The organism is Mycobacterium pseudokansasii, assembly GCF_900566075.1.
GTDB lineage: Bacteria > Actinomycetota > Actinomycetes > Mycobacteriales > Mycobacteriaceae > Mycobacterium > Mycobacterium pseudokansasii.
Map to the genome: position 1 here is coordinate 963,413 of NZ_UPHU01000001.1, position 26,675 is coordinate 990,087.

General features: G+C 66.2%; 22 protein-coding genes, 3 tRNA genes and 2 pseudogenes. 15 read left to right on the top strand and 12 right to left on the bottom strand.

The genetic code is table 11. The annotated features are described in order from the left end of the window. Window positions 1–263: 263 nt before the first annotated feature. Genes recD through recC form a run of 3 tightly spaced genes read right to left on the bottom strand, consistent with a single transcriptional unit; the run spans window position 264 to window position 8,550 of the window. The gene (gene recD, locus EET10_RS04470; RefSeq protein ID WP_122501926.1) at window positions 264–1,991 is read right to left on the bottom strand and encodes an exodeoxyribonuclease V subunit alpha; all 1,728 of its coding nucleotides are present in this window, start codon (window positions 1,989–1,991) and stop codon (window positions 264–266) included. Then, window positions 1,988–5,266 (bottom strand): exodeoxyribonuclease V subunit beta, encoded by a 3,279-nt coding sequence (gene recB, locus EET10_RS04475; protein ID WP_122501927.1) that lies wholly within the window; start codon window positions 5,264–5,266, stop codon window positions 1,988–1,990. Before recB ends, recD begins: the two co-directional genes overlap by 4 nt. After that, window positions 5,266–8,550, bottom strand: coding sequence for an exodeoxyribonuclease V subunit gamma (recC, locus tag EET10_RS04480; RefSeq protein WP_122501928.1), 3,285 nt, complete (start codon window positions 8,548–8,550; stop codon window positions 5,266–5,268). The genes recB and recC overlap by 1 nt, the downstream gene beginning before the upstream one ends. Before the next feature lie 230 nt (window positions 8,551–8,780). On the opposite strand from recC, the pseudogene EET10_RS04485 reads away from it, so the two are divergent. Then, window positions 8,781–9,323, top strand: a pseudogene (locus tag EET10_RS04485) (SAM-dependent methyltransferase). A 14-nt stretch (window positions 9,324–9,337) separates the two neighbouring features. Next, window positions 9,338–9,796, top strand: coding sequence for a cyanase (gene cynS / locus EET10_RS04490; protein ID WP_036398472.1), 459 nt, complete (start codon window positions 9,338–9,340; stop codon window positions 9,794–9,796). 8 nt (window positions 9,797–9,804) lie between these two features. On the opposite strand, the gene EET10_RS04495 is transcribed toward cynS, so the two are convergent. Both EET10_RS04495 and EET10_RS04500 read right to left on the bottom strand, forming a co-directional pair. Next, window positions 9,805–10,284 carry a hypothetical protein gene (locus tag EET10_RS04495; RefSeq protein ID WP_036398470.1) on the bottom strand — a complete coding sequence of 160 codons (480 nt, stop codon included), beginning with the start codon at window positions 10,282–10,284 and terminating at the stop codon, window positions 9,805–9,807. Continuing rightward, the gene (locus EET10_RS04500; RefSeq protein ID WP_036398468.1) at window positions 10,281–12,737 is read right to left on the bottom strand and encodes a molybdopterin oxidoreductase family protein; all 2,457 of its coding nucleotides are present in this window, start codon (window positions 12,735–12,737) and stop codon (window positions 10,281–10,283) included. The genes EET10_RS04495 and EET10_RS04500 overlap by 4 nt, the downstream gene beginning before the upstream one ends. A gap of 324 nt (window positions 12,738–13,061) precedes the next feature. Between EET10_RS04500 and EET10_RS04505 the strand changes: the two genes are divergently transcribed. Further along, window positions 13,062–14,825, top strand: a complete 1,764-nt coding sequence (locus EET10_RS04505; protein ID WP_136623064.1) for a transposase — start codon at window positions 13,062–13,064, stop codon at window positions 14,823–14,825. Window positions 14,826–14,898: 73 nt separating this feature from the next. Here the strand turns inward: EET10_RS04505 and EET10_RS04510 are convergent, their stop codons facing one another. The 3 genes from EET10_RS04510 to EET10_RS04520 form a co-directional block, all read right to left on the bottom strand. After that, window positions 14,899–15,594, bottom strand: coding sequence for a crotonase/enoyl-CoA hydratase family protein (locus EET10_RS04510; protein ID WP_122501929.1), 696 nt, complete (start codon window positions 15,592–15,594; stop codon window positions 14,899–14,901). A 79-nt stretch (window positions 15,595–15,673) separates the two neighbouring features. Continuing rightward, complete coding sequence (locus EET10_RS04515; RefSeq protein WP_036398464.1) at window positions 15,674–16,507, bottom strand: hypothetical protein; 834 nt, start codon at window positions 16,505–16,507, stop codon at window positions 15,674–15,676. Window positions 16,508–16,635: 128 nt separating this feature from the next. Continuing rightward, window positions 16,636–17,352 carry an MBL fold metallo-hydrolase gene (locus EET10_RS04520; protein ID WP_036398462.1) on the bottom strand — a complete coding sequence of 239 codons (717 nt, stop codon included), beginning with the start codon at window positions 17,350–17,352 and terminating at the stop codon, window positions 16,636–16,638. 124 nt (window positions 17,353–17,476) lie between these two features. Here EET10_RS04520 and EET10_RS04525 point away from each other — a divergent pair, with 124 nt between their 5' ends. The 12 genes from EET10_RS04525 (at window position 17,477) to rplA (ending at window position 22,666) form a co-directional block, all read left to right on the top strand. Next, window positions 17,477–17,686, top strand: a complete 210-nt coding sequence (locus EET10_RS04525) for a type II toxin-antitoxin system VapB family antitoxin (RefSeq protein ID WP_036398460.1) — start codon at window positions 17,477–17,479, stop codon at window positions 17,684–17,686. A 144-nt stretch (window positions 17,687–17,830) separates the two neighbouring features. Then, window positions 17,831–17,903, top strand: a tRNA-Thr gene (locus tag EET10_RS04530). 48 nt (window positions 17,904–17,951) lie between these two features. Beyond that, window positions 17,952–18,025 (top strand) — tRNA-Met (locus tag EET10_RS04535). Window positions 18,026–18,072: 47 nt separating this feature from the next. Continuing rightward, window positions 18,073–18,240, top strand: a complete 168-nt coding sequence (rpmG, locus tag EET10_RS04540) for a 50S ribosomal protein L33 (protein ID WP_003898538.1) — start codon at window positions 18,073–18,075, stop codon at window positions 18,238–18,240. 68 nt (window positions 18,241–18,308) lie between these two features. Further along, entirely contained in the window at window positions 18,309–18,761 is a 453-nt protein-coding gene (gene hadA / locus EET10_RS04545; protein ID WP_423793600.1) for a (3R)-hydroxyacyl-ACP dehydratase subunit HadA, read from the top strand. Continuing rightward, window positions 18,748–19,176: a (3R)-hydroxyacyl-ACP dehydratase subunit HadB gene (gene hadB, locus EET10_RS04550; protein WP_036398456.1), complete on the top strand. Its 429-nt coding sequence runs from the start codon at window positions 18,748–18,750 to the stop codon at window positions 19,174–19,176. Before hadA ends, hadB begins: the two co-directional genes overlap by 14 nt. A gap of 14 nt (window positions 19,177–19,190) precedes the next feature. Further along, entirely contained in the window at window positions 19,191–19,691 is a 501-nt protein-coding gene (gene hadC / locus EET10_RS04555) for a (3R)-hydroxyacyl-ACP dehydratase subunit HadC (RefSeq protein ID WP_036398454.1), read from the top strand. A gap of 209 nt (window positions 19,692–19,900) precedes the next feature. Continuing rightward, window positions 19,901–19,973, top strand: a tRNA-Trp gene (locus tag EET10_RS04560). A gap of 93 nt (window positions 19,974–20,066) precedes the next feature. Then, window positions 20,067–20,576, top strand: a complete 510-nt coding sequence (gene secE / locus EET10_RS04565) for a preprotein translocase subunit SecE (protein WP_036398451.1) — start codon at window positions 20,067–20,069, stop codon at window positions 20,574–20,576. Between the two features lie 31 nt (window positions 20,577–20,607). Then, window positions 20,608–21,324, top strand: coding sequence for a transcription termination/antitermination protein NusG (gene nusG / locus EET10_RS04570; RefSeq protein WP_036398449.1), 717 nt, complete (start codon window positions 20,608–20,610; stop codon window positions 21,322–21,324). Between the two features lie 103 nt (window positions 21,325–21,427). Then, a complete protein-coding gene (gene rplK / locus EET10_RS04575) occupies window positions 21,428–21,859 on the top strand; it encodes a 50S ribosomal protein L11 (RefSeq protein WP_036398447.1) in 432 nt (143 codons plus the stop codon). A 99-nt stretch (window positions 21,860–21,958) separates the two neighbouring features. Then, the gene (gene rplA, locus EET10_RS04580) at window positions 21,959–22,666 is read left to right on the top strand and encodes a 50S ribosomal protein L1 (protein ID WP_036398445.1); all 708 of its coding nucleotides are present in this window, start codon (window positions 21,959–21,961) and stop codon (window positions 22,664–22,666) included. A 100-nt stretch (window positions 22,667–22,766) separates the two neighbouring features. Here the strand turns inward: rplA and EET10_RS04585 are convergent. The 4 genes and pseudogenes from EET10_RS04585 to mmaA3 all read right to left on the bottom strand — a co-directional run bounded on the left by EET10_RS04585 (window position 22,767) and on the right by mmaA3 (window position 26,635). Further along, window positions 22,767–23,921, bottom strand: a pseudogene (locus EET10_RS04585) (RNA polymerase sigma factor). Between the two features lie 6 nt (window positions 23,922–23,927). Continuing rightward, window positions 23,928–24,623 (bottom strand): YciI family protein, encoded by a 696-nt coding sequence (locus EET10_RS04590; protein WP_036399474.1) that lies wholly within the window; start codon window positions 24,621–24,623, stop codon window positions 23,928–23,930. Window positions 24,624–24,706: 83 nt separating this feature from the next. Beyond that, window positions 24,707–25,636, bottom strand: coding sequence for a hydroxymycolate synthase MmaA4 (gene mmaA4, locus EET10_RS04595; RefSeq protein ID WP_281279996.1), 930 nt, complete (start codon window positions 25,634–25,636; stop codon window positions 24,707–24,709). A 117-nt stretch (window positions 25,637–25,753) separates the two neighbouring features. After that, window positions 25,754–26,635, bottom strand: coding sequence for a methoxy mycolic acid synthase MmaA3 (gene mmaA3 / locus EET10_RS04600; protein WP_036398442.1), 882 nt, complete (start codon window positions 26,633–26,635; stop codon window positions 25,754–25,756). Between the last annotated feature and the right edge of the window lie 40 nt (window positions 26,636–26,675).

The following is a 26,675-nucleotide window of genomic DNA, read 5'->3' on the forward strand; positions in this document are numbered from 1 at the left end:
TCCTCAACGATGCCCACGTCGCCGAACGCAACAAGCCACCACCATTTTGACTAAGAACGCTGGTGCACCGAAACGCGCGCCGGACAGCCGATTACGGCGCCGGGGTTCAATGTGACAACCGGCGGGGCTGCGTTCAGCCGTATTTCCGGGGCAGCTATCACTGTCTGGCGGGCGCGCCCGGAGCTAGGCTGGCGGGGTACCGAGGGCACGCCGACATTTTATTGCGCGGGTGGGATGGCGTGCACAGCGATCCGTCCTCGAAATCACCCACACTGCAACCGCATTCGCAGTCCGGATGCCCGCGCCGCGCGTCGCTCAACCGCGGCCCGCACCGACGCCTCGGAACCCACGACGCGCACCTTCTTCTCGGCCCGCGTCACCGCGGTGTAGAAGAGCTCTCGCGTCAGCAATCGCGAATCCTGGTCCGGTAGAGGGACCGTCACCTCATCGGCCTGGCTGCCCTGGCTCTTGTGAATGGTCATGGCGTGCATGGTCTCGACGTCGGACAGCCGGCCCGTCGCGAAGTCGAGCGGCCCGGTGGCACCGGCCAGGACGGCGCGCAGACCGTCCGGGCCGACGACGGCCACACCGGTGTCGCCGTTGTACACCCGCAGCCCGTAGTCGTTCGCCGTCACCAGCAGCGGCCGCCCGGCATACCACTGCGACCAGGGCGGCTGACCCGTGTCTTCGCCCAGCCAGGCCTCCACCTGCCGGTTCCAGTGCCCGACACCGAAGGGCCCGCGCCGGTGCGCGCACAGCATCCGGTGCTCCTCCAATGCGGCCAGCGCCTGGCCCACGGCTCCCAGCAGCGCCGCCTCGCGCAGCCGCAACGCGTGCGGCACCAACACCGCGCGCAACAGTGGCGTCGGGTCCTCGTCGTCGATGAACTCGATGTGCTCGTCACCCGATCGCAGCAGCGCAACCACCCGGTCCGCGTCGCCGCCGCGAATCGCATCAGCCAGGTTCCCGATCGATTTGCCGAACCGGTGCGAGGTGCGCAGCGCGGCCACCCGCACGTCGTCTCGCGCCGCGAGCCCGTCCACCAGATCCGCCAGCACCGCGCCGGCTTCCACCGACGCCAGCTGATCGGCATCACCCACCAGAATCAGCCGCGCGCCCCGACGAACCGCTTCCAGCAGCCGCGCCATCAGCGTCAGCGACACCATCGACGTCTCGTCGACCACGATCACATCGTGCGGCAACCGATTGCCGCGATCGTGCCGAAACCGTGACGACGTGTCGGGCCTGCTACCGAGCAGACGATGTACCGTAACCGCCTGCAGCTGGCCGAGTCTCATGCGATCGGCCGCATCGAGACGGGTCACCTCGTGTCGTACCGCCTCGGCCAGCCGCGCCGCCGCCTTGCCCGTCGGTGCCGCCAGCGCGATGCGGGGCCGCGAGTGGCCGGCCAGTTCGGCCTGTTCGGCCAGCGCCGCCAGCAGGCGCGCGACCGTGGTGGTCTTGCCGGTTCCCGGCCCGCCGGTGAGTACGGTCACGCCCTGCGACACAGCGATTTCCGCCGCGCTACGTTGCTCTTCGAAGCCTGACGGGAAGAGTCGCTCGAAGGCGGGCACTTCGGCGGTAGGCTCGGACGGTCTGGGAACCAGCATGGCCACCAAGTCGTCACAGACCTGCTGTTCCTCGCGCCAGTACCGGTCGAGGTACAGCAGCCGGTCGTCATAGAGATGCAGCACCGGCGGCTCCGCGAGCAGCGTGCTGGCCCGCACTGCGGCCAGCCACTGCTCGGAGTCCGGCCACGGTACGCCGTCAGCGGCCCCCGCGATCGTCGACAAGTCCACGCACACCGACCCACCGCGCAGCGCCCGCACCGCCAGCGCCGCGGCCAGCGCCACCCGGTCATCTGGCTCCTTGCCCAGAGCGCAAAGGCGCTGCGCCACATGGATGTCCGCAAGGTTGAGTATCCCGGCCTCGTTGAAGAGGCGTAGCAGGCCCGCCGCGGTAACGGCGGTCTCGACGTCGGAAACGCTCACCCGGCACGTCTCCCGTCATCCAGAAGATCCGACAGCGCCACCACCAAGTCGGCCGGCGCACGCCAGCCGAACACACCGGCCGGGTGCCCGTCCCGGATCGGCGTTCCGAGGCCACACATTCCCCGCACGAACAGATACAGCACCCCGCCCAGGTGCCGCCGCGGATCGTATCCGGGCTGCCGCCAGCGTAGAAACCTATGCAGCACAGCCACATACAGCAGAGCCTGCAACGGGTAGTCGGAATGCAGCATGGCCTCTGTCAAGCGGGCGACACTGTAGTCAGCGGCGGTGGCGCCCAAGTAATTGGTCTTGTAGTCCACCACCAGGTATCGCTGCTGCGGCAACCGCAACACCACATCTATCGACCCGGACAGATACCCCCGCAACGACTGACCGCCCAAACCGGGCGACGTCAACCGATCGGCGTAGGACCAGAACGGGTCACTGCGGGGCAGGTGTACCCGCAGCAACTCACCCACATCCGACAGAGACACCCGAGACACCCGGGGGGCGCGAGACCGTAGATCACCACCCGCCACCGGTATCTCGAAGTCCAGCTCCCGCAACCGATCCCGCACCCCGATCTGGCGCAACGTCAAGCCGCCGGCCAGCGGACCCAGCGGCGAATCGTGCATCGGCACCAGCGCCGTCGCCAGCTCGGCAGTATCGGCATCGACCGGCCACCACGGCGCATGCCGTCGCACCTGCGCCTCGAGTTCGCCAGCCAAGTCGACGGCCTGCGGATCGGCCGTTTCCAGCACCGCATGCACCAGCGACCCGAACGCCGCACCGGACGGCATGGCCGCCAGCGGCGAGGCGAGGTCGGCACCCGAACCCGGCTCGGCCACGACCACCGCATCCACCTCGTCGTCGCGCACGTCGACTTCGGGTTCGCTGGTCACGCCGGACGGCGCACTCGCATCTGCGGCGCGCACCAGCGCCGAATACGACGTGCGCCGCCAGCTGGTGTCGATCTGGCGGTGGAAATGCCGGACCGCGAAACCGTCAGCCGGCGAGCTGGTTTCGATGGCGGCGGGGGAGACGATCGTCGATTCCTCGACCGAGGGTCCGCCGGCGTCCTGCCAGCGCGTGAACACCGCCCACGCGTCGTCGTCGCAGATCCGGGGTGTGCACCTATCCGGCACCACCGGATCACCGCTGCCACGACCGCGCAGTAGCCGCGACAGGCCGCCGTTGACTTCGTCGATGGTCGGCGCCCACCAGGCCACCACCTGAGACTGGGCCCGCGTGAGCGCGACATAGGTGAGCCGGATGTTGTCCCGGGCCGCCTCGGCGCGGTTCAACTCCTGAACCGATCGGCTGTTTTTGCCGCCGAGATAGAGGCAGCGGGTATCGGTGTCGTCGTGGTACAACAGGATGTCGTCGCGCCGGACATTCCGGTTGAACATGAACGGCACGTACACGATCGGAAACTGCAGACCCTTGGCCACGAACACCGTCATGATCTGCACCGCCGCGGCGTCGCTGTCCAGACGCCGGTTCTGCTCGCCGGCACGGGTGGTGTCGTCGCACTGCCTGCGCAGCCAATCACGAAGGGCCGGAAGGCCATAGCGCTGCCGATGAGCCGTCTCGTGCAACAGCTGGGCGAGATGCGCCAGGTCGGTCATGTGTCGCTCGCCGCCGCGCTGGCCCAACACCCGGCGCCCCATACCGGCCAACTGCGCGGCCTCGAACACCGCCGCCACACCCCGCAGCCGCGCCTGGTCCGTCCACTCACGCAGTGTCGCGGCGACCCGGTCGGTCAGTGCATCACCTTCAGCGGCAAGTGTTTCCGCGGTCTCGCCGAAAAACATGGTGCAGGCGGCGGCGCGGACCAGCCCACTGCGCTGCGGCGCGTCGAAGGCCTCCAGCAGACACAGCCAGTCTTTGGCCCCCCGGGACGCGAACACATCGGTGTCGCCGGTGTAGACCGCCGGGATACCCGCTCTCGCCAAGGCGTCCCGGCAGGCCCGGGCGTCTCGGTGATGTTCGACGATCACCGCGATGTCCCCGGCGGCGACCGGCCGGCCGGCGAACCTGGCGCCGCTGCACAGCAGGGACGCGATGTCTCCGGCCAGGTCGGCGGGAATATGCTGGCGTAACAAGCCGATTGGCACATTGGCGGTACCGTCGTAGCCGACGGCCGGCCGCTTGACGACGCGCAGCCGAAATGCCGCGCCGCGCGGCGCCCCCTGCAGACGATGTCCGCCGTGGTGCGCCTCGATGTCATGCACCACGATCTCCGGATGACCCAGTGCGGCGCCCCGCAGCACCGTCTGCAGGCTCTCGACGAGCACCCCGTCACTGCGCCAGTTGACTCCCAACGTGTAGCGGGCATCGGCGGTGCGGGCCGCTTTGAGGTAGGTGTAGATGTCGCCACCACGAAAGCCGTAAATGGCCTGCTTCGGGTCGCCGATCAGGATCAGCGTCGAGACCCCGCGAAAAGCACGTTCCAGCACCTGCCACTGGATCGGATCGGTGTCCTGGAATTCGTCCACCAACACGATTCGCCACCTGCGCCGCATTCGGCCGCGAGCCGGCGAGTCCACTGCCGCAAGGGCTTTCGACAACCGTAGCAGCAGGTCGTCGTAGCCGAGAATCCGTAGCCGGCGCTTACGCCGGTCGAGCTCGTCGAGCACCTGCTCGGCGAAGTCCAACCGGACACCGGCCGCGCTGTCCGGGTCGGGATCCAGCGGGCGCCGCTGCGCATACGGATCGGCGACGACGTTGCGGGCCAGGTCGAGCGCCTGCGCGTACGTCAGCACCGGATCGGTGTCGCTGTTGGCGAAGCGCGCGAGGTAGCAGTCGTCGACGATCTCGGCCACCAGGTCGTCGAGGCTCTCCTGCAAGGCCAAGCCGGAATCGGTGTCACCTGCTACGCCAAGGGATCTCAGCACCGAGCCGCAGAACTCGTGCGTGGTGGCGATGGTGGCGGCGTCGAAGTCGGCCAGCGCGCCCCGCAGCCGAGCCAGCCGTACGGCGCGCTCGGCCTCGCTACACAGCAGGTGCCTGACCAGATCAGTGTCGCGCGGCATCCGGTCCTCCAGAGCGGCCACCGCCGCCACGACCTGGTCGCGGACGCGTTCGCGAAGCTCGCGGCTGGCGGCGCGGTTGAACGTGATCAGCAGCATCTCGTCGAGGGTGACGTCGGTCTCGGCGAGGTAACGGGTCACCAGAGCGGCCAGCGCGAACGTCTTGCCGGTGCCCGCGCTGGCCTCCAGCACAATGGTGGCGCCGTGCTCGGGCAGCGGCCCCAGCAGGTCGAAGCGCTCCATCAGCCGGTCCTCTCGGCGCCCAGCAGCGGCAGCCACAACCGGGCCGCCAGCGCACCCAGGCGGGTGTCCTCGCCGGCCATCTCCTCGCCCGGGCGGGGCGAGCCAAGCAGCACAGCGAAGGCGGGCTTGTCGCCCCAGACCCGTATGTGCGCAGGCTCACGGTCGTCTCCGTCGCGAAACCTGTTGGACTCCCACCGTTCTCGCGCGGCCAATGCGGGCTCGTCGCCGTCCCGGCGTGCCTGCGCCCACGCGTACGACGTTTTCAGTGGCAGCGGCAACGGCTCGCGCCGGCCCGCGTCGTACAGCGACACCAGATCGCGTAGGACGGCCACCGGGTCCGGCGGGGGCGCGAATTCCCTTCTGGCGGTGCGGGTCCTGCTGTTCCCGCGGCCGATGCACAGCGCCGCCCAATCGCGGCCCGGAAGTTGAGCGGCCAACGCGACCAGCCCGATCCATGACGTCAGTACGTGCTTCGGCGCCAGCTTCGAGTACGTCACCGACACCAGATGCTCGCCGTAGACAGGCGTGACGGTTCCGCTGAGCCGGCGGCCGGCGCCGAGATCGATGTCAATGTCGTGAGCGTCGCCGTCGGCCGCCATGTGTGGCAACGCGACCCGGGCCAGCTGGCACGCAGAGTCGAGGATTTCCTTCGTCTTGCGCACGCCAATCCGCCCGGGCGGCAGGGTTCCCCGGCGCCATTCGGCGTTGGCGGCCGCATCCGGATGCATGCCGCGCAGGATGTCGTGCAGTATCCGGTCGCCTACCGTCCACGCCTGCAGGGCGTTGATCTCGACGGGCATTTCGTCCTCGACGGTGTCGACGTCCCACGGCAGGGTGACGTCGAGTGCTCGGAAGAATCCTTTGACCGGGTTCTTGAAGAAGTCGAGCAGATCGGCCAGCGTCGCGTCGCCGGCGGGCGGATCAGGCAGCCGCTCACCAACGAACGCTACAGGCGCACAGCGCGTTCCGGTGGCCGCTTCGGCGGCCGCGAGCGCAGCAGGGTCAAAGGTGAACGGTGTGGCGGGCACCAGTGCCCCGGGTGTGACGTTCTTGCGGTCGAAGGGCTGCAACGGGTGTCTGGTGAGGATCTGCCGCCGAACCGGCGCTACCGTCGTGCGATCCAGCGCGTCGAGCAGCTCGGCCAGCGGCACGGCCGGCGGACGCGGCTGCCCGGTGTGCTCGTCAGCGCCGGTGTAGGTGATCACCAATGTCTCGGTGGCCGAACCGATGGCGTCAAGCAGTAACTGGCGATCCTCGGAGCGGACGTCACGCTCACCTGTCATCGGTGCGCGCGCCAGCATGTCGTCACCGTCGGGTGCGCGGTGCCGCGGGAAGATCCCGTCGTCGAGGCCGACCAGGCATACCACCCGATGCGGCACCGATCGCATCGGCACCATGGTGCACACGGTCAGGGTGCCGGTACGAAAGTTGGCCCGGGTGGGACGTCCGCCCAGTGATGCGTCCAGTAGCGCCGACACGTCGGGCAGCCGTAGCAGGGTGGACGCGCGGGCGCCGGCTTGCGCGCGGACGTCGGCGAATTCCCGATGTAGCTGCGCCTGCTGCCAATCCTCATCGGAGCGGGTGAGTAGACCGACCCCGTCCGTCAATGCATCCAGCCAGTCGGTCAACGGCATTGCGCCACTGAGTCGTTCGACCACGTGATGCAACCGCGCGACGCACTCGGCCAGGCGTCCCGCCAAGTCCACCCGGTTGCTGCCGACGTCGTCGAGGGGTAGCGCGGTGTCCAGCCACGCCCGCGAGTCGTCCGACATGGCCACGCCGGTGAGGATGCGGTCGATGCCGAACCGCCAGGTGTTGTGCAGGAATCGCTCCAGGCCGTACGGCCGGCGATGGTGCCGGTCGAATCCCCACCGGATGTTGGACTGGCGCACCCAGTCGGTGATCACGTCGAGATCGTCGTCGCTGAAACCGAAGCGGGCGCGCACCGGGGCGGCGTGCGCGAGGTTGAGCACCTGGCTGGCGGTGGCACGACTGCCCGCAATGCCGAGCAGTTCGGCGGCGACGCCGAGCAGCGGATTGGTCTGGGTGAGCGCGCGGTCGGCGAGCCTGACCCGAAGCCGGTGCGCCGGATGCCCGGTACCGGCGACCTCACCCAGCCCGAAGCCGGCCACGATCAGCGGCGCGTAGGTCTCGATATCGGGACACATCACCACCACGTCGCGCGGTTCCAGGGCCGGGTCGTCCTCCAGCAGGCCCAGCAGCACCTCGCGCAGTACGTCGACCTGCCTGGCCGGTCCGTGACAGGCGTGGACCTGCACCGAGCGGTCGCCGACGGCCAGCCGCCGTCCGTCCGGGCGCGTCGCGTTGGCGGCGATGTCGGTTTGCAGCCAGCCCAGCAACGTGTCGGATTTGGTTGCCCCGCCGAGGAATTCATCGGTCGCCGGAGCGGCCGGCAGCGCCCGTTGCAGCTCCCGCAGGTCGCGCCCGAGGGTTTGCAGCAGCGGATGCCGGGCAGCGTGCCCGCTGGTGTCCTGACGTCGTGGCACCGCGCCGTGGACACCGGCGAGCGCTTGCCACAGGTCGTCACTGGGGTGCGGCAGCCACAGGTGCAGATCGTGATGAGTGGCCAGCGCGCCGAGCAGCTGCACGTCGGTGCACGCCAGCCGGGTGTGCCCGAAAAGCGACAGCCGCGCCGGCAGGTCGGCCGGGCCTGCGGTCAGCCGGGCCACGGTCTGTTCGTGCCGGATGTGCGGCGGATCGGCTGCGACCGCGGCGACCAACGCCCGCCACAATTCGGGTTGCCACGCCAGGTCGGCGTCCACGTCGTCGAAGTGCCCGTCCAGCCAGCCGGCGAGCAGCCAAGGACGCTGCCGGGCGTAGCAGGCGAACAGCCCGGCCAGGCGGCGCGCCACCGAATAGCGGCGACCGCGGCGCAACTCTGCCTCGACGGCGTCGGTGTCGAAGTGGCCCAAATGCGTTGCCAGTGGGCGGCACCACGGCTCGTCGAGGACGGAGTCGATCACCTCCAGCAGCGGCCACGTCATGGCCTCCGGCGACCACGGGTCAGTGTCGGCGGTCCCGGTGATCTCGGCGATCAACGACTGCGGGCTGCGGAATGCGACGCCGGCGCACACTCCGTCCCCGTGGGCACCGCGGCTGCCCAACACATGCGACAGGTGCTGGCTCAACCAGCGTTCCATGCCGCGGGCCGCCACCAGCACCAGCTCCGATGCGAACGGGTCGGGCAGCGGGGCGGCCAGCAGGGCGCCGAGTCCGTCGGCAAGCAGGTCGGTGCGCTCGGCACGGTGGAGATGAAGTGCCATCGCGGGCCACCATAGCCCGCCGGACCGACGCCGATGGCACCATGGGGCGCATGGAAACCTGCGACGACTTCGTCGTCGTGACTGATCGCCGTGCGGTACCGGGGCCCGCTGTGGGTGACCAGGACAGGGCCCGGGGCGTTTCTGGCGCCCCCGACAACCGGCTGGTCGCGTACCAGCTCGGCGTTGGCTGTCCGGCTGGTCGGCCGCGCGCGCCGATCCGGGCGCAGGTGATGCGCCGCGGCCACCAAGCCGACTATGGATACGACGGGTCCTTCGGCACCTTTTCGGCGACAACGCAGTTGGCAGGTGTCGGTGTTCAGGTCGCTGTGTTCGCCGCGGCGGCGGGGCATCAGCCTTGCCCGGGGTAACCGCGTGGCGGCAACAAAATCTGGGTTTGGGATCGCATTCTCGACGAGCTGGCCTTGCGTGGCGACGAGACTGTGCTCGACCTCGGCTGTGGACGCGGTGCGGTGCTGCTGGCGGCGGCCAAGCGGCTGCCACACGGCCGCGCGATCGGTGTCGACTTGTGGCGTGCCGATCAGACGGACAATTCGCGGGAGGCCACGTTGGCCAATGCGGCGGTGGAGGACGTCGCCGATCGGATCGAGTTGCGCACCGCCGACATGACCGCGCTGCCGTCGGCCGACGATAGCGTCGACGTGGTGGTCAGCAGCCTGGCCATGCACAACATTGCCACCCGTGCCGGTCGGCGTATGTGGTACGGGGGGCCGTGGTTTTCCACGCGCCTGGTCGCCGCCACGAAACCTCGGTGACGCATGCTAGGTCGATGAACAGATCCCGCATTACCGAACAGATCGTCTTGGCCCGCCTGTCCACAGGGCTCAGCTGGCAGGAACTGGCCGACGCCATCGGCAGACCGGTGGTGTGGACGACGTCGGCGCTACTTGGACAGCACCCTATTCCCGCCGAACTGGGCACGGTCCTGGTCGAGATGCTGGGTCTTGACGCGTCGGCGGTGCCCGTGCTGGCCGCTCCGCCGATGCGCGGCGGTCTGCCCACCGCGGTGCCCACCGACCCCACGATCTACCGCTTCTACGAAGCGCTGCAGGTCTACGGGGGAGCCATCAAGGAATTGATCCACGAGAAGTTCGGCGACGGCATCATGAGTGCCATCAACTTCAGCGTCGAAGTGCAGCGGCAGACACATTCCTCAGGTGACCGGGTGGTTGTGACATTCGATGGGAAATTCCTTCCCTATCAATGGGTTTCGGCTGATGAGCAGTGAAAGAGCGTTCAGCTGGTGAGCACTTGTGGTGAGAGTTCTTTGAGCATTGCGTTGGCCCAACGCATCTGGCGAAGTGTCTGCGGATGGCAGCGCGACGTCAGCTCCAGCAGTTCGAGATCCTTCGCCGCCTGCGCGGCCTGGCCCAGCAGCTCCCAGTCCAGGGATGCGCCCGCGGCGATCCGGTGTATTCGCCGCAGGTCGGCGAGTAGCAACAGGGCCGGTTCCGGGCGGTGTCGCAGCATGCCGCTCATCCGAGTCTGCGCAAAGCCGGTCAATGCGCGGGTATGCGGGTCGGCGGACAGCCGCAGCCCGTAGTGGCGGCCATGCTTGGCCAGCTCTTCGAGGTGATGCAGCGACCAGCCGGCCTGGTCGTGCGCCAGCTGATAGATGTCCTGGTCGCTGCGGTGGCGTGCGGCCATCACGTTGAACCGGTGAGCGAGTTTGCGCTCAGAGCGATGCAATTCGCGGATGGCGAGCTTGAGCTTCACGACGCACCGCCACTGACCAGGGCTTCGGCTGCGCGAGCCGCGGTTCCGCCCACCGTATCGGGCACCGCGCCGCCGACCGGCGCCGGCGCCGCCGTGGTCGGCGCATATGCCGCACCACCGGTTCCGGCGCGCAGCCGCCGCAGCCTTGCGGCCGCGGTCTTGTAGATCGGTTGTTTGGACACCGGATCCCAATCGGTCAGGGTGAGCTCATTGGCGGCTCGATGATGACCATGGTCATGGGCCTCCTCGGCGTCCCAATAGCCGTAATGGAACGGCACGAACAACACGCCGTGGCGGATGCCGCTGATCCGGGCGGCGCAGCGCACGCTGCCACGCGGGGTGCTCACCTCGACGGTATCGCCCTCCGCGATGCCGAGCCGGCCCGCGTCGCGCTGCGAGACTTCCACCCACACCTCGGGTGCCGCGTCTTGAAGTTGCGGTGCCCGAGCCGTTTTGGTGCGGGTATGGAAGTGGTAAAGGGTGCGGCCGGTGATCAACGCGAACGGGAACTCGGCAGTGATCGGCTCGTGCGGCGGAATGTATTCGGCCGCTTTGATAATGGCTTTGCCGTACGGGTTCATCGCGCGGTATTCGGTGGGCTCCAGCGGAGCGCCGGTGATCAGGTCCTTGCCGTAAGCCTCGCAGTAGTCGGGATGCGCCCAGAATCGGGCATCGATGTATAACCGTTCGATACCGTCGGGATGCTCTGCGTTACAGGGCCATTGGATGCCGCTGCCGCCGCGTAGCTTGTCGTAGCTCAGGCCGGTGTAGTCGCAGGGTCGTCCGGCGCTGCACTTCTTCCACGCTTCGAACGCCGATTCGGGATCGGTCCACCACACCAGCGGTTGGCCGTCCTTGTTGCGAAAGTCCATGCGCCGCGCGTAGTCGAGAAAGATGTCCAGGTCGCTACGCGCGAACCCTGGTGGCTCGACGGCCTTTTCGGATAGGTGAACGGTGCGGTCGGCATTGGTGAACGTTCCCGTCTTCTCGCCCCACGCGGCGGCCGGCAATACCACGTCCGCCAGCTCGGCCGTCTCCGTCATGAAGATGTCTTCGACGACGAGGAACAGTCGTTTCTGGGCCAGGATGTCGCGGATCCGCGAGAGTTCCGGCAGCGACACCGCCGGATTGGTGGCGGTAACCCACAGCATCCGAAGCGTGCCCTCTTCGGCATAGCGGAACATCTGCATCGCGTGCGTGGGCGGAGCATAGTGCGGGATCTGTTGTGGCTCAAGGTTCCACACCCGGGCCAAGTCGGCAATGTGGTCGTCGTTGGACCAGTTGCGGAAGCCGGGCAGATCCCCGTCGGCGCCGCACTCGCGAGTGTTTTCGGCCGTCGGTTGCCCGTTCATCTGCAAGATGCCGCAGCCCGGTTTTCCGAGCATGCCGCGCACCAGGTGGATGTTGTTGACCTGGACCGCTGCCGCAGTGGCTTGATGGGACTGGTAGAAGCCCTGCAGCACAGTGGACAGCAGTCGCTCGGCGGTGCCGAGAAGCCTTGCCGCGCGGCGGATGTCGTCGGCGTCGACGCCGCAGATCTCGGCAGCGTGCTGTGCGGGGAACTCCGCCACTCGGCTGCGCAGCTCGTCGAAGCCGACGGTGTGCGCGTCGATGTAGTCGCGGTCGACCCAGTCGTGCGCGATGATCTCGTGCAGCAACCCGTTCATGAGCGCCACATTCGTGCCCGGTAGCGGCGCCAGGTGCACCGTGGCCTGCTGGGCCACCGGGGTGAGACGGGGATCGACGCACACGATGGCGGGGGGCGTGTCGCCGGCCAGCCGGTCGAGCATCCGCGCCCACAGCACGGTCTGCGTCTCGGCCACGTTGTGCCCGAACAGCGCGATGACGTCGGCATGGTCGACGTCGGTATACGACCCGGGCTGGCCGTCGCAGCCGAATGTCTCCTTCAGCGCCTCCGCAGCCGTTGCGGTGCAGAGCCGGGTGTTGCCGTCGACATGGTTGGTGCCGATAGCGCCGTGCGCGATGATGGCCTGGGTGTAGTACTCCTCGAGGAACAGCTGGCCGGAGGTATAGAACCCGATCGCGCCGGGGCCGTGGCTGTCCAGCAGCTCCCGGCTGTGCTGCACGATCGCGTCCATGGCGGTGTCCCAGTCGCACGGTCGCAATTGGCCGTGTCGGCGGATCAGCGGTGTGGTGAGGCGGTCCGGCGACGCAGTGGCCTGCCAGCCGAACAGGTCTTTGGGGTCGAGGCGCCCATGGTTCACCCGGTCGACGGCGCGCCCGCGGACACCGACGATGCGCCCATCCTTGACGGCGATGTCCAGGCCGTCGCCGTTGGAGTGCAACACCGCAGCCGACTGCACCCACTGATCAACCGATTCCGGGTCCAGGCCGTCGGCCAAGTATTGATCGACGCGCTGCGGCCAGTCCTGGCCGGTTCCGTAGGGGGTCCTGGTTCCCCAGGGCTGGGCGATCCGGTCCGGCGTAGCCATGGGCGGATAGTTACCCGGCGATGAGAATTCGAAACGCCGCGGTTGTTAGCGCGGATTTCCGCGTAGTTGGTTCGGGGCAACACCCGCGCGTAGCGAGAGCCGCCTGACCTGCGGTTTCTTGGTGATTTCGGGTGTGGATCACTGACCTATATTGTGTATAGCTGGCTGTCATTATAGACAATTGGTGATCGTTGGCTGTCGTAATCGTCGAGCGGAGCGACGGGTAGAATCGCACTCTGAATTCAGCAATCGTTGCAGTTCAACACTTTCCGTGCCGGCATGTCGTAGTGCTAGCTTGCCGAGTAGAACTGTTAAAATTGTTGTGTGCCAGCTAGATCACCACAAGATCGAGAAGTGCGGGCGTTCACCGCGCCGGAGCAGGTGAACCAGCGCCGCTACGAGGCGCTGCGCGCGTTCTTCGTCGAGGGCCTGTCCCATGCCGAGGCCGGCGAGCGGTTCGGCTACACCCGGTGGGGAATGGTCAACCTGGTGCGCGACCACCGGGCCGGCAAGCTGGAGTTGTTCGCCCCGCAACGCAAGCCCGGCCCCGCACCGGGCACCGCGCCGGCCAAGGAGCGGGTCCGCGCCCGGGTGATCGAGCTGCGTCGCGAGGGGCTGTCCACCTACGAGATCTCCGCGCGGCTCGCCGGCGAGAACACCCCGCTGAACCGCACCAGCGTCGGCGAGATCCTCACCGAGGAGGGATTCGGGCGCCTGCTGCGCCACCCCGAACCGGTCGCCAGCACCAGCCCGGCCACCCCAGGACGGGACACCCGGCTACCGCGCACCGGCAAGCTGGACTTCCAAACCTGGCCCGCCACAGTCGAAACCGGCAAGGCGGGGCTGTTGCTGTTGATCCCGGACCTGGTCGCGCTGGGGCTGCCCGAGCTGGTGCGCCGAGCCGGCTATCCCGGCACCCGGGTGGTGCCCGCGACCTCGTGGTTGCTCTCGCTGCTGGCGTTGAAGCTGACCCGCACCCGCCGCGTCTCCCACGTCGATGACCTGCTGATCTCCGACCCGGCCGCGGCCCTGTTCGCCGGACTGGCCGCACTGCCGAAAAAGTCCGCCCTGACCGACTACTCCTATCGCACCGGCCACGACCACCAACGCCGCTTCCTGGCCGCACTGGATGCGAAGATGATCGACGGCGGGCTCGCCACCGGCGAGAACGCAGTCTTCGACCTGGACTTCCACGCCGTCATGCACTGGGGCCACGACCCCGCGCTGGAAAAGCACTACGTGCCCACCCGCTCGCAACGCGCCCGCTCCGTGCTCACCTTCTTCGCCCAAGACACCGGCACCCACAACCTGGTCTACGCCAACGCCGACCTGTCCAAAGCCACCCAGGCCCGCGAGGTCATCGCCTTCTGCGACCACTGGAAAACCGTGTCCGGCACCGACCCGGCCATGCTGATCATGGACCAGAAGGTCACCACCCACACCGTGCTCGGCGAACTCAACGACCGCGGCGTCAAGTTCCTGACCCTGCGCATGCGCTCGGCATCCCTGGTCAAACAGATCGACGCCCTCACGGGCAAAGACTTCACCACCGTGACCCTCGACCGGCCCGGAAAGTTCAACCGCCCCAAGGTATGTGAAACCACCGGCGTACACCTGACCGGCTACCCCGCCACCGTGCGGCAACTCGTCGTCACCGGGCTCGGCCGCGACACCCCCACCGTGATCATCACCAACGACCACGACCTGCCCGCCAAGGCCCTCATCGCCCACTACGCGCGGCGCATGACCATCGAGCAACGCCTCGCCGAGATCATCCAAGCCTTCCACGCCGACGCGCTGTCCTCAGCGGTCAACCTCAACGTCGATCTCGACATCATGCTCTGTGTGCTCGCCCAGGCCCTCACCGCCGCCCTGCGCAACCGACTACCCGGCTACGCCGCCGTCACCCCCGACGTGCTGCAACGCCGCTTCCTCGAAACCCCCGGCCAGATCACCACCACCAACGACACCATCACCGTCCGACTCGACCGACGCGCCTACACCCCCGTCCTCCGCCAAGCCGACCTGGCACACGACACCACCGTCCCATGGTGGGGAAACCGAACACTCCGCTACGAATTCAACTGACCAACTTGTGCCGAACTTCCTGCGCGGAAATCCGCGTTAGCGGCCGTTACCGCCTTTTACGGCTTTGCCGCGGTTACACACCGAATTCCGCTTCTATTCCGTCAATCGCGGCGCGCATCGCTTTCAGGGCGTCGGCCCGGGCGCGTAATTTGGTCGCGGCGTGGGCTTGCTGATTGAGACCGGCGAATTCACGCGCGGCTTCCTCGGCGCGGCTGAGTACCACTTCGGGCAACGCGATCTCGTCGATAAAGCCGGCCGCCAGCGCGGTTTCACCGAAGAATGTCTTGGCCAGTCCGGCGGCTTGCTGGTAGGCCGACGGAGTCAGCCGCAGTTTCATGATTTCCAGGGCGGCGTAGGGAATGGTCATGCCGATCGCGACTTCGTTTGCCTGAATGTTGTAGGCATGCGCGGCCACGCGATGGTCGCCGGAGGACAACAGGAACGCGCCCATTGCGATCGCATGACCGGTGCAGGCCATCACCACCGGCTTGGGATAGGACAACAGCCGGTAGGCCAACTCGAAGCCGCCGCGCAGCATGTCGATCGCGGGCTGCACCTCGCCGGAGGTCAGGACCTTGAGGTCGAAGCCGCCGCTGAATACTCGGTGGTTGCCTGCGATGACCAGCGCACCGACGTCGTCCCGGTCGGCTTGGTCAATCGCCTCGTTGAGAGCCTGCTGCATGGCGGGGCCGATCACGTTGACCTTGCCGTCATCCATCCGGATCACCGCGATGGTTTCGTCGTGGGTGTAGGTGACCGGGCCGCTCATGGGTTTACTCCTTCGGTAGGGACGTCGATTGAATCAGATCAACTTCGCCGCGCACCGCTTGGCTGGCCGCAGCGCGCCCTCAGACCCGCTGACTGCGATGCTTGCCCAGCTCGCTTTCCGCGTCACCCCAGCGCAGGCTGACGTCGGTGGGCTCGTCGAGTTGGCGGGTTCGCCACCTGTCCTGGGTCTCCTGGACGGCGCGGTTGATCCGGTCGATCTCGCTGCGGAAAACGTCGGGTCGGGTTTCCTTGCTTGCGTAGTGAAAATACGTCAGCAGGCTGCGTAACAGCTCCAGCTTCTGCTTTTCCCGCTTCGCCAGGTCGTGGGTCGTCATCAGCTCGATCCGCTGAATCGGCGGCAGGGCATCCCAGTCCAGCACCACTTTTGTCTCGAGTGGACGCCGCCCCCGTCGCCAGAACCGCCAGCCGGGCCGCTGCTCGGGGCGGTCGTAGTAGATCACCGTCCCCTCGAACCGGGATTCGACGCCATGGCCGATCTCGGCGCGGTCGAGTGCCGAATCCCACACCATCCGCCATTCCTGACCGGGCGCCAGCGTCGGCAGTTCGCGGGGCAACTGTAATTCGACGACGTCGGCGTAACCGTCCGAGGCGTTCTCGTATTCGGCCACGGTCGGCGGATTGGGAAACGAGAACCGGATGTCATAGGCCGCGGTGCGACCGAAGTTTCGGACCACGAGTTCGATCACATGCCAGTCCGCGACGTGAGGCTCCATCAGCATCGACACATACGGTCGCGTCTGCTCGAACGTCAGTTCGCGGCTGCGGCGAAGGTGATAGTTCATCACGACCAGTGCGATAACACCGAGCGCCAACGCCGCCCACGCGGCCACCGCGAACCAGGTGCCGGACTCGACATCGGTGACCCCATGCCAGCTGCTCTGGACCCACCCCATGGAATCCACCCTCCGCTTATACCACCACACCGATCCGCCGGCGAAATTGAGCGGCGCACGATCCTGGGTGTGGCCCCATCGCGGCGGCGGGCACGTGGCAGGGATCAACTCGGATTTGGCGCCGGTGCTCAGCCGCCCATCAACATGCGCCACTGGCCCAGATCGGCGGCGCGATAGACGTAGTTCGACCGCTTGACCTCCGAGAGCGGCGCACTGCGTTCGGCCGAATACCAATGCCCGGGAAATACCGTCGGATCGCCGGGTAGCGCGGCGAGCTGTTGCAGGCTGCGGTAGATCTCGTCGGAATCCCCGCCGGGGAAGTCGGTGCGCCCGCAGCCTTCCAGGAACAGCGTGTCACCGGCGACCAGCCGGCCGTCGAGTAGGAAACATTGACTACCCGGCGTGTGGCCCGGAGTGTGTAGCAACTCGATCTCGATGTCGCCGATGGCGACCTTGTCGCGGTGCTCATGGGTGGTCAGGTCACTCATCGGAATCCCGGTCACCCGGGAAACCCACAGTGCCTCATGGGTGTTCACGTGCACCGGTACGGTGGCCCGCTCCAGCAACTCGGCCAATCCCTTGAGCTCGAAGCCCATCATCGAGCCGCCGACATGGTCCGGGTGATGATGCGTCACCAACACTCCCGACAGGTGCATGTCGTCAGTTTCCAGCGTGTCGAAGAGGTCGCCGGCGGCGTAGGCGGGGTCGACCACCACGCAGTCGCCGGTCTGGCGGTCGCCGATCAGGTAGGCGAAGTTGCGCATTTGCGCGGCGATCATGTCGCCGACCGCAAAGTCGCGACCGGAGAGCAGTTGCCGGAAATACAGCCGGTCCGAGTCTGACACGTCACCAGACTATGACTGATCCAAGATCGGTCCAATGCTGGCGGCGTTGAAGCCATGATGGCCCGGATGCGAAATGCGGCCCTTCTGTGATTCCCGGGGCGAGGCCGGTGGGTATTCTTGGCGCATGCTGAAGAAGGTCGAGATCGAGATCGACGACGATCTGGTCCAGGAAGCGATTCGTCGGTACGGTCTGGCTGGTGCGCGGGAGGCGGTCCATCTCGCGTTGCGGACCCTTCTCGCCGAGGGCGGTAGCGGGGAGGCCGACGAGGAGGAATACGACGAGTTCAGCGATCTCAGTGTGCTCGACCCTCGCCGGGGCAACCGCAGCAGCTGATCTGCGCACCCGTCGTGGCCGCCGTTGTCCCGCGTCTCCAGGCCGTCAGTTGGCCCATCGCGTCGCGCACGTGGTTTGGTGACCCCGCGCACCAGGCTGTACCCTCTTTTTGCCCGGGGCACGACTGGCCGTTACGGGTGAGCGGCCCCCTTAGCTCAGTCGGTAGAGCGTTTCCATGGTAAGGAAAAGGTCAACGGTTCGATTCCGTTAGGGGGCTCGGCGGACGCCGAGCAGGCGGGCAGCCCCGAACCAAGGGCCGCCCAGAGGCGATGTAGCTCAGTCGGTTAGAGCGAACGACTCATAATCGTTAGGTCGCCGGTTCGAGTCCGGCCATCGCTACAACACAACATCGAGACGTTTGACATCAGATTCGAGAGAGAACCGTCATGGCTTCCAGTACCGACGTGCGGCCGAAGATCACTTTGGCATGCGAGGTGTGCAAGCACCGCAACTACATCACCAAAAAGAATCGCCGCAACGACCCCGACCGCCTGGAGCTCAAGAAGTTCTGCCCGAACTGCGGCAAGCACCAAGCGCACCGCGAGACGCGGTGACCACATACGGGACGCAAACTGATTCGGTAGATTCGATAGCCGTGCCACTGACAACCAACATTGTCGGGATGCATTACCGCTACCCCGACCATTACGAGGTAGAACGCGAGAAAATCCGCGAACATGCGCAGGCCGTGCAAAACGACGACGCCTTCTTTTTCGACGAGAAGGCCTCCGCGGAGCTCGGCTACGACGGGCTGTTGGCCCCGTTGACGTTCATCTGTGTGTTCGGCTACAAGGCGCAGTCGGCGTTTTTCAAACACGCGAACATCGCCGTCCAGGACGCGCAGGTTGTCCAGGTCGACCAGGTGCTGAAGTTCGCCAAGCCGATCGTTGCCGGTGACAAGCTCTACTGCGACGTCTACGTGGATTCGATGCGTGAGGCGCATGGCACCCAGATCATCGTGACCAAGAACATCATCACCAACGAAGACGGTGACATTGTGCAGGAGACCTACACGACCCTGGCGGGTCGTGCCGGCGAGGACGGGGAAGTGGGATTTTCAGATGGCGCTGCGTGAGTTCAGTTCGGTCAAGGTCGGAGACCAGCTTCCGGAGCGGACCTATCCGCTGACTCGCCAGGATCTGGTGAACTACGCCGGCGTGTCGGGTGACTTGAACCCGATTCACTGGGACGACGAGCTCGCCAAGGTCGTCGGGCTGGACACCGCGATCGCCCACGGCATGCTGACGATGGGTATCGGCGGTGGTTACGTCACGTCGTGGGTCGGGGATCCGGGCGCGATCACCGAGTACAACGTGCGGTTCACCGCGGTGGTACCGGTGCCCAACGACGGCAAGGGCGCCGAGCTCGTGTTCAGCGGCCGGGTGAAGTCGGTGGATCCGGACAGCAAGTCGGTCACCATCGCGCTCACTGCCACCACCGGCGGCAAGAAAATCTTCGGGCGGGCGATCGCGTCGGCGAAATTGGCTTAGGAATTCGCATAGCCATGGCCTTGAAAACCGATATCCGCGGGATGATCTGGCGTTACCCCGACTACTTCATCGTCGGCCGCGAGCAACTCCGCCAGTTTGCCCAAGCCATCAAGTGCGACCATCCGGCCTACTTCGAAGAGGACGCGGCCGCCGAACTGGGCTACGGCGCGATCGTCGCGCCCATGACCTTCGTGACAATCCTCGCCAAGCTGGTCCAGCTCGACTTCTTCCGAAGCGTCGACATCGGCATGGAGACCATGCAGATCGTCCAGGTCGACCAGCGGTTCGTGTTCTACAAACCCGTGCTTGCCGGGGACAAGCTATGGGCCCGGATGGACATCCACTCCGTGGACGAGCGTTTCGGCGCCGACATCGTCGTCACAAAGAACACCTGCCACAACGACGACGGCGAGCTGGTGCTGGAGGCCTACACCACCCTGATGGGTCAGCAGGGCGACGGCTCCGCCAAACTCAAATGGGACAAGGAATCCGGGCAGGTCATCAGGACTGCGTAATTAGTATCTGGCACCGGCGCCTGGGTAGACTCTAGTACACTCGGACCCCGGGGTTTCCCAACATCAGCGCACTTTTCCGTGAGTCGGTCGAGCGAAGCCGGCGACGGGAGCGAGACGAACGAATTGTCTCACTTCGGTTCGTGACCACCGACCGGGTGCGCGCGTGTCATGTAAGCCCCGACACGAGTAGGTTGGCCTGCCAACCGCGAAGGGGCGTAGCTCAACTGGCAGAGCAGCGGTCTCCAAAACCGCAGGTTGCAGGTTCAAGTCCTGTCGCCCCTGCTGAAGGCAAAGACATGCCATGCTGGACACTGGGAGGATACCCAGTCTTAGCGAGACGGCTGGCGGGATAGTTAGCGAACAAAGGAGCACGCGGTGAGCGACGAGCGCGACGCCGCCGATGGCGCCGCAAACGACGGCGGCGCAACCGAGGACGGCAGCGACGGCGGTGGTCGCACGGCCGTGGTGACGAAGTCCGTGGTGCGGCCGCAACGACCGACCGGCAAGCGGTCTCGGCAGCGCGCGGTAGAGACCGACGAGGACGCCGAGGACACGGAGTCGTCGACCGCGACCGAGGTCTCGAAGAAGGGCTCCGCCAAGAAAGACACGAAGTCGGCTAAGACGTCGGCTAAGGCTAAGAAGTCGGTGAAGGCCAAGAAAGCCACGAAGGCCGGCAGACCTGCCGCACGCTCGGCCAACCCGTTCATCTTCGTCTACAACTACATGAAGCAGGTTGTGGCCGAGATGCGGAAGGTGATCTGGCCTAACCGCAGGCAGATGATCACCTACACGTCTGTGGTGCTGGTATTTCTTGCCTTCATGGTGGCGCTGGTGGGCGGCGCCGATCTCGGCCTGGGCAGGCTCGTGATGCTGGTGTTCGGCTGAGACTTGGCAGTGACAGAGAGGACTGAAAACCGTGACTACCTTCGACGGTGACACGTCCGCGGGTGAGGCGGTGGACCTGCAAGAGGCCACTACCGCCCAGGAAGTAGACGCCCCCGCTGAAGAGGTCGACCCGGCAGCTGCGCTCAAGGCGGAACTGCGCAGCAAGCCCGGCGACTGGTACGTCATCCATTCCTACGCGGGTTATGAGAACAAGGTCAAAGCCAACCTGGAAACCCGGGTGCAGAACCTTGACGTCGGTGACTACATCTTCCAGGTGGAGGTGCCCACCGAAGAGGTCACCGAGATCAAGAACGGCCAACGCAAGCAGGTCAACCGCAAGGTGCTGCCCGGCTACATCCTGGTGCGGATGGACTTGACCGACGACTCCTGGGCGGCGGTGCGCAACACGCCCGGGGTCACCGGGTTCGTCGGGGCAACCTCGCGCCCATCGGCGCTCTCCCTCGACGACGTGGTGAAGTTCCTACTGCCCCGGGGAGCGGCGAAGAAGGCGGCGAAGGGTGCGGCCAGCACCGCCGCCGTCACCGAAGCCGGCGGGCTGGAACGTCCGGTTGTCGAGGTCGACTACGAGGTGGGCGAATCGGTCACCGTCATGGACGGGCCGTTCGCCACATTGCCCGCGACCATCAGCGAGGTCAATGCCGAACAGCAGAAGCTCAAGGTGCTGGTCTCGATCTTCGGCCGCGAGACACCGGTGGAGTTGACCTTCAGCCAGGTCTCCAAGATCTAGCCGGCCCGCCGCAGGGGGGCCCGCCCCCGCCGGCCGGAGCGGGCCGGACAATCAAGCACAGCGCATTAACCAGGTTTAACCAGGAAGGAACAATCGAGTCGCCATGCCCCCGAAGAAGAAGAAGGTCGCCGGGCTGATCAAGCTGCAGATCGTGGCAGGTCAGGCCAACCCGGCACCGCCGGTTGGCCCTGCGCTCGGTCAGCACGGCGTCAACATCATGGAGTTCTGCAAGGCGTACAACGCCGCAACGGAGAACCAGCGCGGCCAGGTCATCCCGGTGGAGATCACGGTCTACGAGGACCGCAGCTTCACTTTCGCGCTGAAGACGCCGCCCGCGGCCAAGCTGCTGCTCAAGGCCGCAGGTGTGGCCAAGGGTTCGGCGGAGCCACACAAGAACAAGGTCGCCAAGGTCACCTGGGATCAGGTTCGCGAGATCGCCGAGACCAAGAAGACCGACCTCAACGCCAACGACATCGACGCTGCGGCCAAGATCATCGCCGGCACCGCCCGGTCGATGGGCATCACTGTTGAATAGGTCGGCATAGGTCGGCATAAGCCGGGATCAAACCCGCGTGGGAGGGCTCGCTTCGGCCCGTTTGGAAACCACGACCCAACACCAGATTGGATATCGAATATGAGCAAGACCAGCAAGGCTTACCGCGCCGCCGCCGAGAAGGTGGATCGCAGCAAGCTCTATACGCCGCTGGAAGCGGCCAAGCTCGCCAAGGAGACGTCGTCGACCAAGCAGGACGCGACCGTCGAGGTGGCGATTCGGCTCGGGGTTGACCCGCGCAAGGCTGATCAGATGGTCCGCGGCACCGTCAACCTGCCCCACGGCACCGGTAAGACCGCCCGGGTCGCGGTGTTCGCGGTAGGGGAAAAGGCCGATGCTGCCGTCGCCGCGGGAGCCGATATTGTCGGCAGTGACGACCTGATCGAGAAGATTCAGGGCGGGTTCTTGGACTTCGACGCCGCGATCGCGACACCCGACCAGATGGCCAAGGTCGGCCGCATCGCGCGGGTGCTGGGCCCGCGGGGCCTGATGCCCAACCCCAAGACCGGCACCGTCACCCCCGATGTCGCCAAGGCCGTCGCCGACATCAAGGGCGGCAAGATCAATTTCCGGGTGGACAAGCAGGCCAACTTGCACTTCGTCATCGGCAAGGCGTCGTTCGACGAGAAGCGGCTGGCCGAGAACTACGGCGCCGCTCTCGACGAGGTGCTGCGGCTCAAGCCGTCGGCATCGAAGGGGCGCTATCTGAAGAAGATCACCGTGTCGACGACGACCGGCCCCGGCATTCCGGTCGACCCGTCCATCACCCGCAACTTCGCCGAGGCCTAGTCCGCCCCGGCGAGCAGTCGCAAAAGCTCCTATTTCCCCGGCGTGTCCGGCGCTTTTGTGTCTGGTGGCCGGGCCGGGCCCGGCGAACACCGCTGGCGGATTACCGGCCGCACTCGGCGATGCGGCGCCGCAGGAATGCCCGGCCCGGATCGGAGCCGTTGGCGTCCAACGCCTTTCGGTACCAGACCAGGGCTTCGGATCGGCGTCCGGCGCGGCGCAGCAGATCGGCACGTACCCGGCGACCAGGTTCGCACGGGCCAGTCGGGGGTCGTGAGCCACCCATTCCAGTGCCGCCAAACCGGCACCGGGGCCGTCGCGGAAACCAAGCGCCAGCGCTCGGTTGGCCTGCACCACCGGAGAGTCGGTCAGCTGCAGTAGCCGGTCGTAGGCCGCGCAGATCGCGGTCCGGTCGATCCGCGGGCCTGCCGGAGCCGGTCCAGGCCGCGGGCGATGCGGCCGCGGTCCCAGTGGTGACGGTCCTGTTCCTCCAGCGGCACCAGCACCCCGGAGGCGTCCACCCGAGTGACTCGCCGCGAATCATGCAGCAGCACAAGGGCGGCCAGCGCATGTGTGTTCAGTTCATTCGGCATCAGCGCACACAGCTCTTCTGCCAGCCGGATTCCCTCGTCGCACAGTTCGTCACGAATCGCCGACGGAGCTGCCGTGGACCAATATCCTTCGGTGAACACCGAGTAGATGCAGCCGAGCACATGCGGAGTCCGCTCGGCCAGCAGCTCGGCGGGCGGCACCCGCAGCGGGATATTGGCACGGCGAATCTTGTTCTTCGCACGGGTGATTCGCTGACCGACCGCCGTCTCGGTCTGCAGCAGCGCGCGGGCGATCTCCGCGACGGTCAGCCCCTACACCAGCCGTAGTGTGAGCGCCAGCTGCGACTGCCGGTCCAATGCCGGGTGGGCGCAGGTGAACATCATCCGTAGCTCGTCGTCGCGAACCGGATGTGGGTCGGTGCCATCGGTACGCGCCCGAATCTCGTCGATCACGGCCGCCATTTCCTTTCCAGGACGCGCAGATTCGCGGCGAAGGCGGTCCGGCGGTCCCGGACGCGGTTGCGGGCGACCGTTACCAGCCACCCCCGGGGCGATCCGGCAGTCCGTCACGCGGCCAGGCGCGAAGCGCTTCCGCGCAGGCCTCCTGGACGGCGTCTTCGGCAACGGTGAGGTCGCCGGACCACCGGGCGATCGCGGCGACGGCCCGGACCCCATTCGCGACGCAAGACGCCGTCCAGATTGACCATCGACAGCTACAGTCCGGATACGCCGGCCTGCTGACGTAGGTGCACGGCGGAGGCAGGGATCATCGATGCGAGCTTGACGGCCTCGTCGCGGTCGGCTGCGCTGAGCACATAGAAGCCGTTGGCCACTTCGCTAGCCTCGGCGTAGGGTCCGTCGGTGATGAGGGCCTCGACGCCACGCACCCGCACGGTGGTCGCCGTGGACGGTTCGTGCAGGGCGGCTCCGCCGGTGATGTGATCACCGGCTGCGGCCATGAATTCCTGGTGCGGTGCGGCCAACGCCTGCCATTCGGGGCTGCCCGGCGCGACCGCGTTCGATGGCGGTTCCAGCAGCAGCGCCAGCCACTGGCTGCCTTCCCGCCGGGTCGGTTCGAAGCTGCCGAACATCGGCCAGACCTCCACTGCGCCGTGTTTGGCCGCGGGGATGTCGCGCGCCAAAGCCAATGCCTCATCCAGGTTGTCGGCTTCGAACACGTAGTAGCCGCCGGCCACCTCCGCGGTCTCGGCGAATGGGCCGTCGGTGACGATCGGTGCGTCGGGCCCGCCGGTGATGCGCACGGCGGTCGCCGCCGGCAGCAGCGCGTCACCCCCGCGGATCGCCGAAGCCACCCTGGTGTGAAAGGCCTCGTAGGCCGCCATCTCGCTGGCCCGCTCGTCGGGCGTGCGGTCGCGCTCCTGGCTGATCAATAGGGCGAAGTACTGCATCGTGGTCACCTCCGGCAGTGAGCGAAGCCCTGTGCTCCACTCTCTACCGGTTAGACGACCGCGCAGCCCTAATCCGACACCAACTAGGCGGCGACGGCGCCCGGCTTGAGGTAGGTCACCAGGCTGCAGTCCAGCATCTCGTCGGTGAAGTAGTGCTCGCAACCGCGCAGATACTTCATGTAGCGGTTGTACACCTCTTCGGAGGTCACCTCGATAGCCTTGTCCCGGTTGGACTCCAGGGTGTCACCCCAGATCCGCAGCGTCCTGATGTAATGCGGTCGCAGTGAAAGGGGTTCGGGGACGGTGAAACCCGCCTTTTCGCCGTGTTCGACCATCATCTCGGTCGACGGCAGCCGGCCGCCCGGAAAGATCTCGGTGATGATGAACTTGATGAAGCGCGCCGTCTCGAAGCTCAGCTTCTTGCCGCGGGCGGCCATGTCGAAGGGGTGGTAGCCGACGCTGCTTTGCACCGTCATCCGCCCGTCGTCAGGCATGATGTCGAAACACCGTTTGAAGAAGTCGTCGTAGTTCTCGTGTCCGAAGTGCTCGAAGGCCTCGATGGAGACGATCCGGTCGACGGGCTCGGTGAAGTCTTCCCAGCCTTGTAGCCGCACCTGACGTGAGCGGTTGGTGTCCAGGGCGGCCAGTACCTGCTCACAGCGGGCGTGCTGGTTCTTGGACAGGGTCAGGCCGATGACGTTGACGTCGAAACGCTCGACGGCCCGCCTCATCGTGATACCCCAGCCGCAGCCGATGTCGAGCAGCGTCATACCCGGCTTGAGGTCCAACTTGTCCAGGTTGAGGTCGATCTTGGCGTACTGAGCTTCTTCGAGTGTCATGTCGTCGCGCTCGAAGTAAGCGCAGCTATAGGTCCGGGTCGGGTCTTGAAACAGGGCGAAGAAGTCGTCGGAGACGTCGTAGTGCGCTTGGATGTCTTCCGAGCGCGTCCGGGTCTTCGTCTGTGTCGGCGCCTTTTCAGCCATTGTCGTCCTGTTCTCCTGGATAGTGTTCATTGCCCGAACGCACGCGAAGCCTCGGTGTGACTTGTGCAACCGCTCGACGCACCCTCGAGGCGTTATTACCTATCGACGCGAGCGTGTGCACCCATAGCCCGTCTGTGGCACCAGAGTCTACTTGGCGAGTGTGAACTGGTTGCAGTCGATGTAGCCCATCCGGAATGCCTTGGCGCAACCGGTCAGGTACTTCATGTACCGGTCGTAGACCTCCTCGGACTGGATCGCGATCGCCTCGTCCTTTCGTGTCTCCAACGCCTCCGCCCAGAAGTCCAGAGTCCTGGCGAAGTCCAGTTGCAGCGACTGGCGGCGGGCCACCGTGAAACCGACCTTGTCCGCGTGCTCCTCGACCTTCTCGATCATCGGCAGCCGGCCGCCCGGGAAGATGTCGGTCACGATGAACCTGATGAACTTGGCCATCTCCATGGTCAACGGTATGCCGCGCTCCATGACCTGCTTAACATGCAACCCGGTGATCGCATGCAGCAGCATCACCCCGTCACTGGGCATGGCGTTGTAGGCGAATTTGAAGAAGTCGTCATAGCGGTGGAAGCCGAAGTGCTCCAGCGCTTCGATGACGACGATGCGGTCCACCGGTTCGGTGAACTCGGCCCAGTCGCGCAGCAGCACTCGACGTGAGCGGCTGCTGTCGACCTCGTCGAGCACCTGCTGGCAGTAGGCGTGCTGGTTCTTGGAAAGGGTCAGCCCGACGACGTTGACGTCGTACTTCTCGACCGCGCGCTTGAGCACCGAGCCCCAGCCGCAACCGATGTCGAGCAGCGTCATCCCCGGCTGCAGTCCCAGCTTGTCCAGCGTCAGGTCGATCTTGGCGAGCTGCGCTTCGTGCAGGGTCATGTCGTCGCGTTCGAAGTACGCGCAGCTGTAGGTGCGCGTGGGATCGACGAAAAGGGCGAAAAACTCGTTGGATATGTCGTAATGAGCCTGGACGTCGTCCAAGTTAGACCGGGTGCTTACGGCATTTGTGGTCTTACCAGCCATATGTCCTCCAAGAACAGATGAGCACCCTCACGCGGTGATC